Source organism: Actomonas aquatica (assembly GCF_019679435.2).
Lineage (GTDB): Bacteria > Verrucomicrobiota > Verrucomicrobiia > Opitutales > Opitutaceae > Actomonas > Actomonas aquatica.
The window spans coordinates 5609785-5625524 of the sequence record NZ_CP139781.1 but is presented as its reverse complement, the minus strand read 5'-3'; the positions used below and the strand labels follow the sequence as shown (position 1 = coordinate 5625524).

The following is a 15740-nucleotide window of genomic DNA, read 5'->3' as shown; positions in this document are numbered from 1 at the left end:
TCGCGGATTTTGGTTTGTCATCGCTCCGCTCGGCCTCGTTCATCGCCCGCCATGAAAGTAGCCTTCATCAGCGGCACCAGCATCGTTAAGTCCGACCTCTTCGCAGCGTGGGACGTGCGGACCATCGAAACCCCTTACGGTCCGGTCACCTACAAAACCCAGGGCGAACACGTGCTCATCAACCGTCATGGTTACGAGTTCCCCAAGCCGCCGCACTCGATCAACTACCGCGCCAACATCCGCGCCCTCGCTGACCTCGGCTACACCGATATCGTTTCGCTCAACTCCGTCGGTTCCCTCGATGCCGACCTTCCGCCCGGCACCTTCGTTTCCTGCTCCGACTACGTGTGCCTGCAGGAAGGCCCGAAGACCTTTCACGACGATGAGCTCAAAGGCGGCGCCCCCGGCATCGCCAACAACCTCATCCCGCAGCTCCTCGCCGAGCTCGCCCCGGAATTCGATATCAAGCCCGGCAAAACCTACGTGCAGATGCGCGGCCCGCGCTTCGAAACCAAGGCCGAGATCCGCATCATCAAAGACTGGGGCGACGTCATCGGCATGACCGCCGCGTTCGAAGCCGACCTCTGCACCGAGCTCGGCCTCAACTACAACAGCTTCGCCCTCGTCGACAATTTTGCCAACGGCCTCGAAGGCACAGAGATCGATTTCTCCAAGTTCCACGACCTCGTGAAGGAGAACCAGGCCAAGGTGAACCGCCTCTTCACCCGCTTCCTGGAGATCCTCGGCTGAGTCCGCTTGGCCTCCGACGGGAGGTCACCCGTGCAGCTGCTGATCGTTTGGCAGCGCACAACCCGATCCCCTCTTTGCATTCGCGCCGGTCTCGGTGTTGGATGAGCCCCTACCATGAGCTCTTCTTCCAACACCACCCCTTCGATCGGCGTGCTCGGTCTTGGCATCATCGGCGGCACTTGGGCCCGCCATTACCACGACGCCGGTCGTCTCGCCGGCGCTTGGAACCGCACCGCCAAACCCGATTTCCCGCAGTGGCAGGATGAGCCCGCCGCCGTCACCCGCGCCGCCGACGTCGTCCAGATCGTCGTCGCCGATCCGCCCGCCGTGCAGAGCGTCATCGACGCCATCCTGCCCGAGCTCGGCCCCGGCAAAACCGTCATTCAATCGAGCACCATCGATCCCGACAGCTCCGACAAATTTAAGGTGGCCGTCATCGCCACCGGCGCCCGCTACCTCGAGGCCCCCTTCACCGGCTCCAAACCCGCCGCCGAAGCCAAACAGAGCGTGTATTACCTCGGCGGCACCACCGAGCTTTGCGACGAACTCGATCCGCTCCTTGCCCTCGGCTCCGCCCACCGCATTCGCATCGGCGACAACCGCCAGGCCTGCACGCTCAAGCTCGCCATGAACCTGCGCGTCTCCGTGCAGATGCAGGTCCTCGCCGAATCTCTCGAGATGTGCCGCCGCTCCGGCATCGACGACGACACCTACTTCGGCGCCCTCAAACCCAACATCACCTACTCCGGCCTCGATAAACTCAAAGAGCCGCAACTGCGCCACGCCGACTTCGCCCCGCTCTTCTCGGTGAAACACATGCACAAGGACATGCGCCTCGCCGCCAGCATGGACAGCACCGCCGATCTCGAGCTGCTCAAAACCATCCGCACCCAGCTCGCCGCCGCCGAAAACGCCGGCTTCGGCGACGAGGATTTCGCCGCCCTCGCGAAACTCTTCATGAAGGCCTGAGCGCCCCACCTCCCCGGGCGGCGACTCCGCCCGTTTTCGCACGCTCCGGTCGAGTCGTTTGACCCCGGAGCGTTTTGCATTTCCATGGCGGCACCATGAGCGACTTCGTCTCCACTCCGGCCATGTCCGATGCCAAGCAGGCCGTCTCCAAACTGCGCGCCAACATGCGACGCACCATCAAGGGCAAGGACGACGTCATCGACCGCACCATCGTGTGCCTGCTCGCCCGCGGTCACCTGCTCATCGAGGACCTGCCCGGCGTCGGCAAAACCACCCTCGCCTACTCCCTCGCCCGCTCGCTCGACTGCGCGTTTTCCCGCATCCAGTTCACCAGCGACCTGCTGCCCAGCGACGTGACCGGCGTGGCCATCTACGACGAAAACACCCGCGAGTTCATTTTCAAAAAAGGTCCCGTGTTCGCGTCCGTCGTGCTCGCCGACGAAATCAACCGCGCCACGCCCAAAACCCAGTCCGCCCTGCTCGAAGTCATGGACCGCGGCAAGGTCACCGTCGACGGCGAAGCCCACACCGTCGGCTCGCCTTTCATGGTCTTCGCCACCCAAAACCCGGTCGACTACGAGGGCACCTTCCCGCTGCCCGAGAGCCAGATGGACCGTTTCCTCATGCGCATCCACATGGGTTATCCCGATGCCGCCCACGAGCTCGAGATCCTGCGCGCGCCCCAGCACAACTACGACAACATCACCCTCGATCCCGTGCTCACCCGCACCGAGGTCGCCACGCTGCAAGAGACCACCACCCAGGTCTACGTGGAGGACAGCGTGCTCGATTACATTCAACGCCTCGTCGCCGCCACCCGCACTGAAGCTGAGTTCAAAGCCGGCGTTTCCGTGCGCGGCGCCCTCGCCCTCAAAGCCGCCGCCCAGGCCACCGCGCTCCTGCACGGCCGCGATTTTGTTATCCCCGATGACGTGACCGACATCGCCGTCGCCGTCCTGAGCCACCGCCTCGGCCTCACCCGTCCGTCCAGTGACGCCCTCGAAGAACGCCGCGCCGTCACCGCCACCCTCAAGCGTATCATCGAATCGCTCCCGTCGCCGCAGTAGCGGCGACGGGAAATCCTAAATCCTAGTGCTTAAATCCTAGAAACGTTCCGAGCCTCCTCCAACGTCCGCCCAACCGTTTAGGATTTTGCCAGCGCGCTCATGAACGCCACGCCCTCCGCTACAAACGCCGCTCCGCGCTGGCACGGTCCTGGCGCCGATCGTATCCCGATCCGCGAGCGGATGCGGAAGATCACCTGGCGTTGGATGCTGTGGTCCTACCTCTACCCGCCGCGCGGTCAGCGCATCATGCCCACCATCTCCGGGGTGCTCATGATCGCAGTCTCCCTCGGCATCGGCAGCGCCGCCTACAACACCTCCAACAACATCCTCTTCATCACGCTGTCGCTGCTGCTCGCGTGCCTGATCGGCAGCGGCGTGATGTCCGCTCTCAACCTCGCCAAGGTCTCATGGCGCGTCACGTCCTCGCCGCCTTACCGCGTCGGCCAGACCGGCGCGGTCTCCATCGAGCTGCGCAACGCCAAACGCCTCCTGCCGACCTACGGCCTGTGGTTTGACCTGCGCACCAAAGCCGACCCCGAGGGCCACCGCCTCGTGCAACGCCAACGCCTCGATCCCGAGGGTGAACCCGTGCAACTCGACTGGGCCTGGACACCCACCCAACGCGGCCACGAGGTCATCGAACTCGCCGGCGTCGGATCGCTCTTCCCTTTCGGTTTTCTCAAAAAGGTCCTCGCCTGCGAACTGCGCACGGAGGTCCTCGTCTGGCCCGCCGCCGTCGAATACCAAAACCTCGGCGTGATCGCGCCGAGTCGCCGCCAGTCCGGTCACACCGTGTCCAAGCTCGGCCAAAACGGCGACCTGCTCGCCCTGCGCAAATACGCCAGCGGCGACTCGCATCGACTCATCCACTGGAAGGCCAGCGCCCGCCTGCGCCAGTTGATGGTGCGCCAATTCTCCAGCGAACAGCAGGAGGGTTATTCGATTCGCGTCGACACATCCGCCGACCTTTGGCCGCGCCCGGAACAGTTTGAACTGCTCTGCAGTTTTGTCGCTACGCTCGCCAGCGACCTCTTCGCCTCCGGTCGCCTCGGCACCGTGGCCATCGATCTCGATCCGCCCGCTCCCGTGCGCAGCGTGCGCGACCTCGAAGCCTTCTTCGACCGGCTCGCCCAACTCGAGCCGCGCCCCTCCACCGGCCGCCCGTCGCAGGCCCCATTTGCCTCCGCCTCCACTTCGGTCGCGTCCGGCAGCGGTGCTGCCGGCGGCGGTCCGCTCACCCTCAGCTTCAGTCCCGACGGCGCCCGTGGCGTCGCCGCTTTCGTCAATGGTCAAAAGGCGGCCACAGCTTAATCCCGAAGACCTCGGACGACTCCGTTGGGGCCTGGGCGCGATCCTCGCCCTGCTCTCGGTCGTCACGGTGTTTTTTATGGAGATCGATGCGTGGCTGATGATGCCCGCGGTCACGCTCGCCGCCCTCGCCGCCATCGTCTGGCCGACATGGCCGGCTCGCCTGCCAGCGCTCATCCACCGCCTCGCCTTCCCCGGCATCCTACTCGCCTTCGTGGCCGACCTCACCCTGTCGCGCGACTATCTGCCGGCGCTCATCCGGTTGGACCTCATGCTGATCTTTTACCGGCTCATCACCTACCGCCAGCGTCGCGACGACCTGCAGTTGGTGGTGCTGGGGCTGTTCCTCATCATCGTCGCCGGTGTGATCACGGTCTCGCTGTCGTTCGCCGTGCAGTTGATCGCCTTCACCGGTTGCGCACTCGTCATGCTGTTGGCCGTCACGCTCGAACACGCCGACGGCCTCTCGCCCCAACCCATCGCCCCCGGCGTCACGCCGGCGTGGGCCCGCGGGGATTGGCGCAGCTACTTCGGCAAATGGCGGGCGGCAACCGACTGGCGCCTCGCCGCCCTCGGCATCGCCGGCTTCGCCGCCATGGTGGTCATATCCGGCCTGCTCTTCCTCGCAATCCCGCGCTTCGAACTGCAGAACAGCCTCTTCATCGACCGCCTGATCTCGCGCACGACCCGCACCGGGTTTTCCGAAAACATCCGCTTTGGCGAGGTCACCGAAATCACGCAGGACAACGGCCTCGCCTTCTCCGTCGATGTCTCCGACCCGAGCACCATGCCGGTCGCGCCCTATTGGCGTATGGTGGTGTTGGACGAATACACGGGCGAGGGGTTCAAAATGTCCGACGAGCTGCGTCGCGACCTCAACGGCTACCGCCCGCTCAGTCGCCAACTCCAAGGCCGCGGTAAACCCAATCCCGGTTCGCCCACCTGGACAGTTTACATGGAGACCGGCGTGAGCCGTTTCCTGCCGCTGCTGGGCAACTTCTACTCGATGCGCTTCACCGAGCCGCAGACCTTCAGCCTCAGCGAAGAACTGCGGGTGGTCGCCCTGCAGCGCGATCCGCCCAAGATGTTCGCCTTCGAAGTGTGGAGCATGGACACCAGCGCCGAGCTGCTCGACGCGTCCTTTGCGCTCCAGCGCCGCAACGGCGACGCGCGCGGCGGACGTTTTCTCGGTCGCCCGGAGACGCCCGGCGCGCAGTCCCGCCTTCGCCGTTTGCTCAACCAGATTCCCGTCTCGGCCGACGCTGATGCCGCCACGTTCGGTCAAGCCGTGGTCAACTTCCTCGGCGGTCGTCATGCCTACGCGCTTTCCAGCGCCATCCCGGGTGGCGACGGCGACCCGTTGGTGCGTTGGCTGGAATCAGAAACGCCCGGCCATTGTGAGTTCTTCGCCGGCGCCTTCGTGCTACTCGCCCGCGATGCGGGTTTTCCAGCCCGTCTCGTCACCGGTTTTCGCGGCGGCTCGTGGAACGACTTCAGTGGCAGCTTCGCCGTGCGCAACGCCAACGCTCACGCTTGGTGTGAGATCTTCGACGACGCCTCCGGCAAATGGCTGCGCTTCGATCCCACGCCCGGACACGAGGCGCTCACCGCCGCGGCCGAACAGGATCCGGAGACCGCCGCCGCCCTCGCCGCCTCTCGCCGCGATCGCGATTGGCGCGCGTGGATGGAGAGCCTGCGCGTCTTCTGGTATCGGCGCATCGTCGACTTCGACCTCGATACCCAGGAGCAAATCCTCTCCTCCACCAAACGCTTCTTTACCGAAGCCCGCGACCTCACCGTCAAATGGGCCGATGCCCGCGCCGAAGCCGTGCGCGACTGGCTGCGTCGCCCGTGGGACGTGCGCCGTTGGGGCCTCATCGGCGGCACCGTGTTTGGCCTCGCCGCGCTCGTCTGGCTCTGGCGCCAACACGGCCAGCGCTGGTGGTATCGGCTCAACCGCGCTTCCGTCCGCCGCGGTCGCCGGCGGGTCGACCCGGTGCGCCAACAGGCTTCACGTTGGCTCAACAAAGCGCGTCGTCGCGCCGACTTCGCCTGGCCGGAACCCGTGCTCGCCGACCTCCAACGCCTGCGCTACGGCGCGCCCGACTCGTGGCCCGACCCCGTGCGCGTCTTCCGCGCCGCCCGCCAAGCGTTGCGGAGCGCCTAGCGCTTAGCCTTCCTGCACGTCGCGGACCTTTTCGATCACTTTGGCCAACTCCACGTCCTTGGCCGTGACCTTGTTGCCGGAGTGGTGCGTGGTGAGGCGGATCTTCACCTCGTCGTAAACATTGGTCCACTCCGGGTGGTGATCCATCGCCTCGGCTTCGAAGCCCACGCGCACCATGAAGGCCATGGCTTCGCGAAAGTTGGCAAAGGTGAAGGTCTTGAGCAGCGCGTCAGACTCGTGCGCCCACCCGGGCAGCTCGGCCAACACACTGGTGAGATCGGCGGTGCTCATGGCTTTATCGGACATGCCCCACGTTCGCACAGCCTCCCGCCCTCGTCAAAAGCGCCGCCCGATCGCTCGTCTCGCCTGCGGCCTTGTCAAAGCTGGCCGCGCCTCCCTACCGTCTGCGCCTTCCCTAAATGGCCGACCTCGATCCCGCACGCATTCCGCACCACGTTGCCATCATCATGGATGGGAACGGACGCTGGGCCAAACAACGGGGTCTGCCGCGTATCGAGGGCCATCGTCGCGGCGTCGAGACGGTGCGTCGCACCATCGAAACCGCCCGCGAACTCGGCATCCGCTACCTCACCCTCTACGCCTTCTCGGTCGAGAACTGGCGCCGCCCCGAGGAGGAAGTCGGTGGCCTGATGAACCTGTTGGAATACTTCCTCAAACGGGAGACCTCCACCCTCATCAAAAACAAGGTGCGCTTGCTCACCATCGGCCGCACCGCCGATCTGCCCGCCGGCGTCCGCCGCCGCCTCGAGCAAACCATCGAAGCCACCGCCGGCTTCACCGAACACACCCTCGTGCTCGCACTCAACTACGGCTCCCGCACGGAGGTGCTCGACGCCGTGCAGGCTTACTCGGCCGCCGTCGCCGCCGGCGAGGTCGACCCGGCCAAGCTCACTTGGGAGGACTTCGCCCGCCATCTCTACACCCGCGACCTGCCCGACCCCGATCTCATCATTCGCACCTCGGGCGAAACCCGCGTGAGCAACTTCCTGCTCCTCCAGGCCGCCTACGCCGAATTCGTTTTCCTGTCCCTCTACTGGCCCGATTTTTCCAAGGACGCCTTTCATCAGGCCATCGCCGACTACCAAGGTCGCCAGCGTCGCTTCGGCCGCACCGGCGATCAACTCGGCCAAGCTTCTCCCCAACCGCCGCCCCTGCCCGCTGGCAGCGCCTCCTAAGTCAGGCGGGCACCATTTCCGGTTTTTAACCTCTAAGCTTTCGTGGGTTCTCGCATCTTCAGCACCATCCTCCTGTGGGCCATCGTCGCCGGCACCGTCATCTTCGTCGGTCCGACCGGGGCCATCTGGCTAGTGAGCGCCATCGCCGTGCTCACCCAATGGGAATTCTTCAAACTCATCCGTCGCCTCGGCGTGGAGCCCTTTGACAAGGTCGGCATGCTGCTCGGCGGCGCGATCTGCCTCGGCCCGCTCTACATCGAGGAACTGGGCCTCGGCAGCGGTCCGCTGCTCGCCCTCGCCGCCATCGTGTTTGCGGTGCGCATCCTCGGCGAACGCTCCAGCGAGCAACGCCTCGACACCTTGGCGTGGTCGCTCTTCGGCCTGGTTTACATCCCGTTCATGCTGTCGTTCCTGGCGCGCACGATCCTGATCGACAGCCCGTCCGGCCAGACCGGCCTCATCCTCGCCGTCTGGGTCATCGCGGTTTCCAAATTCTGCGACGTCGGCGCCCTGCTCTCCGGTCTCGCCTTTGGTCGCCACAAGATGGCGCCGGAGATCTCGCCCAAGAAAACCTGGGAAGGCGCCGTCGGCGGCATCCTCACCTCGGTGGGCGTTGGCATCGGCTTGAACCTCGGTTTCGCCGACCAGATGCCGGCTGGTTTCACTCCGCTCGTCGCCGGACTGCTAGCCCTGCCCATCGCCGGTCTGGCCATCGTGTCCGACTTGGTGGAATCGATCATCAAACGTCGCACCAACGCCAAGGACGCGGGCGCGACCATCCCGGGCATCGGCGGCGTGTTCGATCTTTCGGACAGCCTCATCCTCACCTCGCCGGTCGCCTACGTGGTCTTCTGCCTGTTGTTGTGAGTGCAACCCCGCCGTCTTCTCCGCAACGCGTCGTCCTGCTCGGCGCCACCGGCTCCATCGGCGAAAACGCCCTGCGCGTCATCGCGGCCCATCCCGACTACCTCCAACTCGTCGGCATCGCCGCCCACTCCAATCACGCGCGCCTCGCCGAGATCGCCCGCGCCCACCCGACGGTGCGCCACGTAGCCGTGTTCGACGAAACCGCCCGCGCCGCCGCCCAAATGCCCGCCGGCGTCACGCTCCACGGTGGACTCGAGGGTCTCACCACGCTCGCCACCCTGCCCGAGGCCGACACCGTGCTCACCGCCATCGTCGGCGTCACCGGGCTCGAGCCTTCCCTCGCCGCCATCGCCGCCGGCAAGGACCTCGCCGTCGCCTCCAAGGAAATCCTCGTCATGGCCGGCAAGTTCGTCATGGCCGCCGCCCGCCAACACGGCATCACCCTGCGGCCCGTCGACAGCGAACATAACGCCGTCTTCCAGTGCCTCGCCGACAACCCCACCAAGGACATTGCCCGCGTCGTGCTCACCGCCTCCGGCGGCGCTTTCCGGGATCGCGATCTCGCTGACTTGGCCCACGTCACGCCGGCCGACGCTCTGCGCCATCCCAACTGGGACATGGGTCCCAAGATCACCGTCGACTCCGCCACCCTCGCCAACAAGGGCCTGGAGCTCATCGAGGCGCAGTGGCTCTTCGACCTGCGTCCCGAGCAATGTCAGGCCGTGTTGCACACCCAGAGCCTAGCTCACTGCCTCGTCGAATTCACCGACGGCGCCATGCTCACCCACCTGTGCCCGCCGTCGATGACCTTCCCCATCCAGCATGCGCTGCTGCATCCGCACCGCCTGCCCAGCGTGGAACCGTCGCTCGACCTCAACCGCCCCTTCTCCCTCGATTTTCGCCCCATCGACGAGGCGCGCTTCCCCATGCTGCGTCTCGCCCTTGCCGCCATGCGCGCCGGCGGCATCGCCCCGGCCGTCTACAACGCCGCCAACGAAATCGCCGTCGCCGCCTTCCTCGCGGAACAAATGCCCTTCCTTGCGATCCCCCGCCTCGTCGAACAGGTTCTCGACCAAACCTCTCATCAAGACCCGGATCAACTGGCCGATGTCATCGCGGCCGACGCCGCTGCCCGACGTCTCGCCCAGTCGCTCCTGACCACTTTCGCCGTCTCCTGACCCACGCCATGCCCGCGGATCTTCTCAACGCCCTCTTTTCCAACATCTGGGCCGTCTTTCTCATCGTCCTCTTTTTCGGTGGATCGATCTTCGTCCACGAACTCGGCCACTTCCTCGCCGCCCGTCGCCGCGGCGTGAAGGTTGCCCGCTTCTCCATCGGCTTCGGCCCCCGCATGTTCGGCTGGACCGGCAAGGACGGCGTGGAATACCGCGTCTCCTGGCTGCCGCTCGGCGGTTACGTGCTCCTGCCGCAGCTGGCCGACATGGCCGCAATCGAGGGCGAATCCGACATCGATACCGAGTCGCTGCCGCCCGTCAGCTACAGCACCCGCATCATCGTTTTCGCCGCCGGCGCCGTCTTTAACCTCATCTTCGCCTTCGCCCTCGCCAGCATCATCTGGCTTGTCGGCCAACCGACCACCAGCGACCAAGCCACCACCCAGATCGGCTACGTCGTCGCAGAAATGACCAACGCCAAAGAGGAGGTTGTGCCCAGCCCCGCCAGCGAAGCCGGCCTGCAGGTGGGTGACACCATCACCGCCATCGACGGCGTGCGCATCGACGACTGGCAGGAGTTGCTCCAAACCCTCGTCACCAGCGCCGGTCGCACCGAGGACGGTCGCCGCTACAACGTCTTCACCATCGAGCGCGACGGACAGACCCAGGACATCACCATCTACCCGCAGATCGCCGGCGACGACGAGGTCCGCAAGGTCGGCATCATGGCCGCCTACGAACCGATCGTGCGCGGCGTGAACGCCGATTCCATCGCCGCCTCCATCGGCCTGAAGGACGGCGACCGCATCCTGCGCCTCGACGACACCCGCATCCTCAACATCCAGACTTACGCCGATCACCTCGCCGCCCACCAAGATCGTGAGGTCGCCATTCACATCCTGCGCGCCGACCAGCCGCTCACCCTGACGCTCCCGCCGCAACCAGACGCGGAACAACCTGCCGACCTCGGCGTCGTCGGCTTCACCACCGATTCCAAGCTGGTTTACCCGACGCCCGTTGAGCAGTTCTCCAACCACGTGCACATGACCTTCCGCACGCTGGGCAGCCTCATCAATCCGCAGTCCGACATCGGCATTTCCAAGCTCAGCGGCCCCGTCGGCATCGTGCGCGTCTTCCACCTCGCCGCTCAGGCCGACATCCGCCTCGTGCTCTGGTTCACGATCCTCGTGAACATCAACCTCGCCATCTTCAACCTGCTGCCCATCCCCGTGCTCGACGGCGGCCACATGCTCTTCGCCACCATCAACAAACTCCGCGGTCGCAACCTCCCGGAGAACTTCGTGATGACCACCCAGAGTGTGTTCATGATCCTGCTCTTCAGCATGATCCTCTACGTTTCCTTCTTCGACGTCGGCCGCTGGCGCCGCGACGCCGCCCGCGAAGCCGCCGCCCGCGAGGCCATGCAGGAGCAACAACAGCAAGCCGCCGAACCGGCTGAATCCCCGACGCCCTAAAAGGTAGGGTCGGACCCAGCCCGAGGCTGGCAAGCGCCGGGCCGACCGCTCTGCCTGTGGGCCGACCTCCCCGATTTTCCCTCCGCTTCCGCACATGAGCAGCTACTGCGCTTCCCGCTTCCGCACCCTGCGCCGCGCGTCGACCGAAGTTTTTGTCGGCGGCATCGGCGTGGGTGGTTCCCATCCCCTGCGCGTACAGTCGATGACGACGACCAACACCCAGGACGTCGCCGCCACCGTCAAGCAGGCCATCGCCCTCGCCGAGGTCGGCTGCGAAATCGTCCGCGTCACCGCGCCCAACAAAACCGCCGCCCGCGCCCTCAAGGACATCCGCGCCCAGTTCTCCGCCGCTGGTTTTGCCCACGTGCCACTCGTGGCCGACATCCACTTCCTGCCCTCCGCCGCCATGGAGGCGGTCGAGCACGTGGAAAAGATCCGCGTCAACCCGGGTAACTACGCCGACAAGAAGAAGTTCGCCGTCACCGAATACTCCGACGCCGCCTACAACGAGGAACTCGAGCGTCTGCACGAGGCCTTCAGCCCCCTCGTCAAACGCGCCAAGGAGCTCGGCCGCGCCATGCGCATCGGCACCAATCACGGCTCCCTCTCCGACCGCATCATGAACCGCTACGGGGACTCCCCGCTCGGCATGGTCGAGAGCGCCCTGGAGTTTCTCCGCATCGCCGAGAGCCACGATTACCACGCCATCATGCTCTCGATGAAGGCCTCCAACCCGAAGGTCATGATCGAGGCCTACCGCCTGCTCGTGCAGCGCATGGCCGAGGAAAACATGCACTACCCGCTGCACCTCGGCGTGACCGAAGCCGGCGACGGCGAAGACGGTCGCATCAAGAGTGCCATCGGCATCGGCAGCCTGCTGCTCGATGGTCTCGGCGACACCCTCCGCGTCTCTCTCACCGAAGACCCCGTCTACGAAATCCCGGTCGCCCGCGCCCTCGCCGCCAAGGCCCAGGCCATGTGGCGCGACGGCCAAAACATCGCCGCCGATCGTTTCCCGATCGATGCGCCCGACCCGCTCGACCCCTTCCATTTCCAACGTCGCGACATCACCGATCTCGCCCTTGCTCCCGACGTCGAACTCGGCCGCGAACAACCGCCCCGCGTCATCGTGCGCGCGCCCTCGGTAGCGAAGCTGCCCGACTTCGCCGCGGCCCTGCGCTCGCCCTCGCTCAAGGACAACCCGCCCGAGGGCCTGCTCGTGCCCATCGCCGACGCATCCGCCCTCGCGGAGCTCGGCGCCCAAACGTTGGAGACGCCCTCTGCGTTCCTCGGCCTCGAACTAGGCGCCACCCTCACTCCCGACGATCTGCGTCCGACGCTCGACCAAGCCCGTGGTCCGCTCCTGCTCGTCCGCGAGGTCGCGTCCGCCGACCTGCCATCAGTGGACGCCTGGCAACAGCTCGCGACCAGTCGACCCGACACCACGCTCGCTCTCAGCGCGACGCCGGCAGTCTGGGCCGAACTCGCTCCGCACCTCGCCACGCACGCGGCCCAACGCGTCATCGCCACGGTCAGCATCGCCGCGACAAGCGACGACCGCCACGCCATCGGCGCCTACCGCGACGTGGCCGCCACCCTGCGCACGCATGGTCTCAAGCTGCCGCTCTGGATCCGCAACACGACCGCCGCCCGCCTCACCGGCGAACCGGACTTCCTCTCCCGCCTGCTCGACGCCTCCATCCTCACTGGCTCGCTCCTCTGCGACGGCCTCGGCGACCTCATGAGCATTGAGACCGAGCCCGACGCCGTGCGCGCCGTGAAGCTCGCCTACAACGTCCTCCAAGGCGCGGGCGCCCGCATCACCAAAACCGAGTTTGTCGCATGCCCGTCCTGCGGCCGCACCCTTTTTGACCTCCAGTCGACCACCCAGCGCATCCGCGAAAAGACCGGCCACCTCAAAGGCGTGAAGATCGCCATCATGGGCTGCATCGTAAACGGCCCCGGGGAGATGGCCGACGCCGACTTCGGGTACGTCGGCGGCGCCCCCGGCAAGATCAACCTCTACGTCGGTAAAACCTGCGTCCAATACAACATCCCCCAAAAAGACGCGGATAACCGATTAATTGATCTCATCCGCGAGCACGGAAAATGGGTCGATTCGGACACGTGAAACCGGTCCACGACACCAGACCGTGACGACCCCGTAACATAAGAAACACTACGCGCGAGGCGCGCGAAATCCACGCCCTTACCTAGGGGAAACGCGCCATTTGTAGTGCTTCAGTCCTTACGAGAAATTGGCGACTTTGGCGGCTCCGTTTTCCGAACCATTTGGCAACAAAAATTTGGCCAAAAGTTATGCCCGCACCGATGTGAATAACTTGTTGGAAAGTATGCCTTGAAACCCCATTTTCTCTGCACGTTTATTCGTCCCTCTCCACTTCGCCCCTTCGGTGTCGTGGGAACCGCTCTTTCTCACGTTTGTTCGACTGAATTCCTCCCGACCGAGGTCTCTGCAGCCATTACCCCCCGGTTACCATAGCCTTACGATTTTATTTTGTGTCCGCGACCTACCCCTCCCCTGGTAACCCATTCACCACTTTCGCAGAACCCGAGTCCCGGAATTCCTTCGCCTCAGACGTGCAGTTTGGCTGTTTTCACCCGCCTTGTGAATAAAACCGTCTAGCCGTCTGAATTAATGCCTGCCGTATCGTCGTCGTCATCGCTCTGGGAAACCGTCAAACAGGACTTCAAAGACCTGTTTCCGGACGATGTCTTCCAACTCTGGTTTCAGCCCCTCGTCTGCCTCGCCGGTGACGAGGACACCATGACCTTGGGTGTGCCCAACGACTTCGCCGCGATCTGGATCCACGACAACTATTTGGACCTAATCGTCCAGCGCCTGCGTCTCAGCTCCGGCCGCGACATCTCCGTGCGTCTGCGCAAGAACGACGCCGCCGTGCCGGCCGCCGCCGCCCCGGTGCAGATCGAACCCGAGTTGTCCGAGTCCCGCCACTCGTCACGCGTCGCGCCGACTCCCCGCCGCGCCCCCCTCACCCGCCAGGCCCGCGCCACGGCCAACGCCCACGCCGGCAATCTCAACCCGCGCAATACCTTCGAGACCTTCGTCGTCGGCTCGAACAACCAGATGGCCCAGGCGGCCGCCCTCGCCGTCGCCCAGTCCCCCGCGCAGGCCTATAACCCGCTTTTCCTCTACGGTGACACCGGTCTCGGCAAGACCCACCTCATGCACGCCATCGGCCACGCCATCCTGCAGCACAAGCCCGATGCCCGCGTCGCTTACCTCTCCACCGAGAAGTTCACCAACGAGTTCATTCAGGGCCTGCAGGAAAACGCCCTCGTGAAGTTCCGCCAACGCTACCGCAACGTCGACGTGCTCCTGCTCGACGACGTGCAGTTCCTCGGCGGCAAAGAGCGCATCCAGGAAGAGTTCTTCCACACCTTCAACGACCTCTTCGAGTCCGGTAAACAGATCGTGCTCTCCAGCGATCGCCGCGCCTCCGAGATCGCCAAACTCGAGTCCCGCCTCGTCTCCCGCTTCGAGTGGGGCCTCCCGGCCGACATCCAGGCGCCCGACTTCGAGACCCGCGTCGCCATCCTGCGCACCAAGGCCAAGACCCTCGGCCTCTCCGTGCCGTCCGACGTCCTCACCTTCATCGCCCAAAACATCTCCAAAAACATCCGCCGCCTGGAGGGCGCCCTCATCAAGGTCGCCAGCTACGCCTCCCTCACCGGCCGTCACCTCGACGTCTCCGTGACTCAGGACCTGCTGCAGGATGTGCTCATGGAGCAGGCGCAGAACATCCTCACCATCGACACCATTCAGCGTAAGGTGGTGGACCACTTCCAGATCCGGCTGGCCGACATGACCAGCAAGCGCCGCCCCAACAACATCGCCATCCCCCGCCAGATCGCGATGTATCTCTCCCGCACGCTCACCAAGCACTCCCTGCAGGAGATCGGCGACGCCTTCGGTGGCCGCGACCACGGCACCGTCATCCACGCCTGCAAAGCCGTGGACAACATGATGGAGCAGGACCCCTCCATGCGCAGCAGCATCGAGTTCCTGCGCAACCAACTGTCGCGCTGAAGCGCGGCTTGATTTTGGATTTCTGATTCTCGATTTTCGATTTGCGCCCGTCGCAAACCGGAAATCCGTGTTTACGGCCTGTCAGGCCTTCGAAAATCCAAAATCGAAATTCGAAAATCCCATGTCCCTTTCTCCCGAACAAACCCAGACCGTCGCCCATTGGGTCAAGGACGGCGCCTCGCTGTCCGACGTGCAGAAGCGCATTCAGGAAGAGTTCTCCATCTCCATGACCTACATGGATGTGCGCTTCCTCGTGGATGACCTCGATCTCACCTTGATCGATCAGGCCCCCAAGGCCGACGCCAGCGACGTCACCAAGGCTCCCCCGCCGAAGCCCAAGCCGGCCCCGGCGGCGCCCGCCGAAGGCGACGAAGCCGTTGCGGTCGACGACGACCTCGAGGATCTGCCCGTCGCTGGCAACGTCACCGTCGACGTCGACGCCGCCACCCTCATTCCCGGCGCTATGGCCAGTGGTTCGGTCACCTTCAGCGACGGTGTCACCGGCAAGTGGATCATCGACAACTACGGTCGCCCCGGCTTCACCGAGATCAGCCAAGACGGCTACCGTCCGTCCCCCGAAGACTCTCAAGCCTTCATGCAGGAGCTGTCCGCGGCTCTGCAGAAAAAAGGCCTCGCCTAGGGCGTGTCTGCCTCCGGGCCCGTCACGAAGAAGGAACAGACGCCTCTAAAACGC

The 15740-nt window shown here is 64.9% G+C and carries 13 protein-coding genes; 12 read left to right on the top strand and 1 reads right to left on the bottom strand.

From position 1 onward, the window contains the following. The first annotated feature begins 51 nt into the window (after window positions 1-51). The 5 genes from K1X11_RS21485 to K1X11_RS21465 all read left to right on the top strand — a co-directional run bounded on the left by K1X11_RS21485 (window position 52) and on the right by K1X11_RS21465 (window position 6261). The gene (locus tag K1X11_RS21485) at window positions 52-750 is read left to right on the top strand and encodes an MTAP family purine nucleoside phosphorylase (protein ID WP_221030441.1); all 699 of its coding nucleotides are present in this window, start codon (window positions 52-54) and stop codon (window positions 748-750) included. Between the two features lie 114 nt (window positions 751-864). Next, the gene (locus K1X11_RS21480) at window positions 865-1719 is read left to right on the top strand and encodes an NAD(P)-dependent oxidoreductase (protein WP_221030442.1); all 855 of its coding nucleotides are present in this window, start codon (window positions 865-867) and stop codon (window positions 1717-1719) included. Between the two features lie 95 nt (window positions 1720-1814). Then, window positions 1815-2786 carry an AAA family ATPase gene (locus K1X11_RS21475; protein ID WP_221030443.1) on the top strand — a complete coding sequence of 324 codons (972 nt, stop codon included), beginning with the start codon at window positions 1815-1817 and terminating at the stop codon, window positions 2784-2786. Between the two features lie 99 nt (window positions 2787-2885). Continuing rightward, window positions 2886-4097 (top strand): DUF58 domain-containing protein, encoded by a 1212-nt coding sequence (locus K1X11_RS21470; RefSeq protein ID WP_221030444.1) that lies wholly within the window; start codon window positions 2886-2888, stop codon window positions 4095-4097. After that, the gene (locus K1X11_RS21465) at window positions 4072-6261 is read left to right on the top strand and encodes a transglutaminase TgpA family protein (protein ID WP_221030445.1); all 2190 of its coding nucleotides are present in this window, start codon (window positions 4072-4074) and stop codon (window positions 6259-6261) included. Before K1X11_RS21470 ends, K1X11_RS21465 begins: the two co-directional genes overlap by 26 nt. Window positions 6262-6264: 3 nt before the next feature. Here K1X11_RS21465 and K1X11_RS21460 read toward each other — a convergent pair whose 3' ends face one another. Continuing rightward, on the bottom strand, window positions 6265-6567 hold the full coding sequence (locus K1X11_RS21460; RefSeq protein ID WP_225919354.1) for a 4a-hydroxytetrahydrobiopterin dehydratase: 303 nt from the start codon (window positions 6565-6567) through the stop codon (window positions 6265-6267). 113 nt (window positions 6568-6680) lie between these two features. Here K1X11_RS21460 and uppS point away from each other — a divergent pair, with 113 nt between their 5' ends. The 7 genes from uppS to K1X11_RS21425 all read left to right on the top strand — a co-directional run bounded on the left by uppS (window position 6681) and on the right by K1X11_RS21425 (window position 15686). Next, window positions 6681-7457, top strand: a complete 777-nt coding sequence (uppS, locus tag K1X11_RS21455) for an undecaprenyl pyrophosphate synthase (protein ID WP_221030446.1) — start codon at window positions 6681-6683, stop codon at window positions 7455-7457. Between the two features lie 42 nt (window positions 7458-7499). Then, window positions 7500-8324 (top strand): phosphatidate cytidylyltransferase, encoded by an 825-nt coding sequence (locus tag K1X11_RS21450; RefSeq protein ID WP_221030447.1) that lies wholly within the window; start codon window positions 7500-7502, stop codon window positions 8322-8324. Then, window positions 8321-9502 carry a 1-deoxy-D-xylulose-5-phosphate reductoisomerase gene (dxr, locus tag K1X11_RS21445; protein WP_221030448.1) on the top strand — a complete coding sequence of 394 codons (1182 nt, stop codon included), beginning with the start codon at window positions 8321-8323 and terminating at the stop codon, window positions 9500-9502. The genes K1X11_RS21450 and dxr overlap by 4 nt, the downstream gene beginning before the upstream one ends. Before the next feature lie 8 nt (window positions 9503-9510). Beyond that, complete coding sequence (gene rseP / locus K1X11_RS21440) at window positions 9511-10974, top strand: RIP metalloprotease RseP (protein ID WP_221030449.1); 1464 nt, start codon at window positions 9511-9513, stop codon at window positions 10972-10974. A gap of 94 nt (window positions 10975-11068) precedes the next feature. Beyond that, window positions 11069-13105 carry a (E)-4-hydroxy-3-methylbut-2-enyl-diphosphate synthase gene (gene ispG / locus K1X11_RS21435; protein ID WP_324726039.1) on the top strand — a complete coding sequence of 679 codons (2037 nt, stop codon included), beginning with the start codon at window positions 11069-11071 and terminating at the stop codon, window positions 13103-13105. A 528-nt stretch (window positions 13106-13633) separates the two neighbouring features. Beyond that, window positions 13634-15046 carry a chromosomal replication initiator protein DnaA gene (dnaA, locus tag K1X11_RS21430; RefSeq protein WP_221029203.1) on the top strand — a complete coding sequence of 471 codons (1413 nt, stop codon included), beginning with the start codon at window positions 13634-13636 and terminating at the stop codon, window positions 15044-15046. Between the two features lie 121 nt (window positions 15047-15167). Next, window positions 15168-15686: a hypothetical protein gene (locus K1X11_RS21425; protein ID WP_221029204.1), complete on the top strand. Its 519-nt coding sequence runs from the start codon at window positions 15168-15170 to the stop codon at window positions 15684-15686. The last annotated feature ends 54 nt before the right edge of the window (window positions 15687-15740 follow it).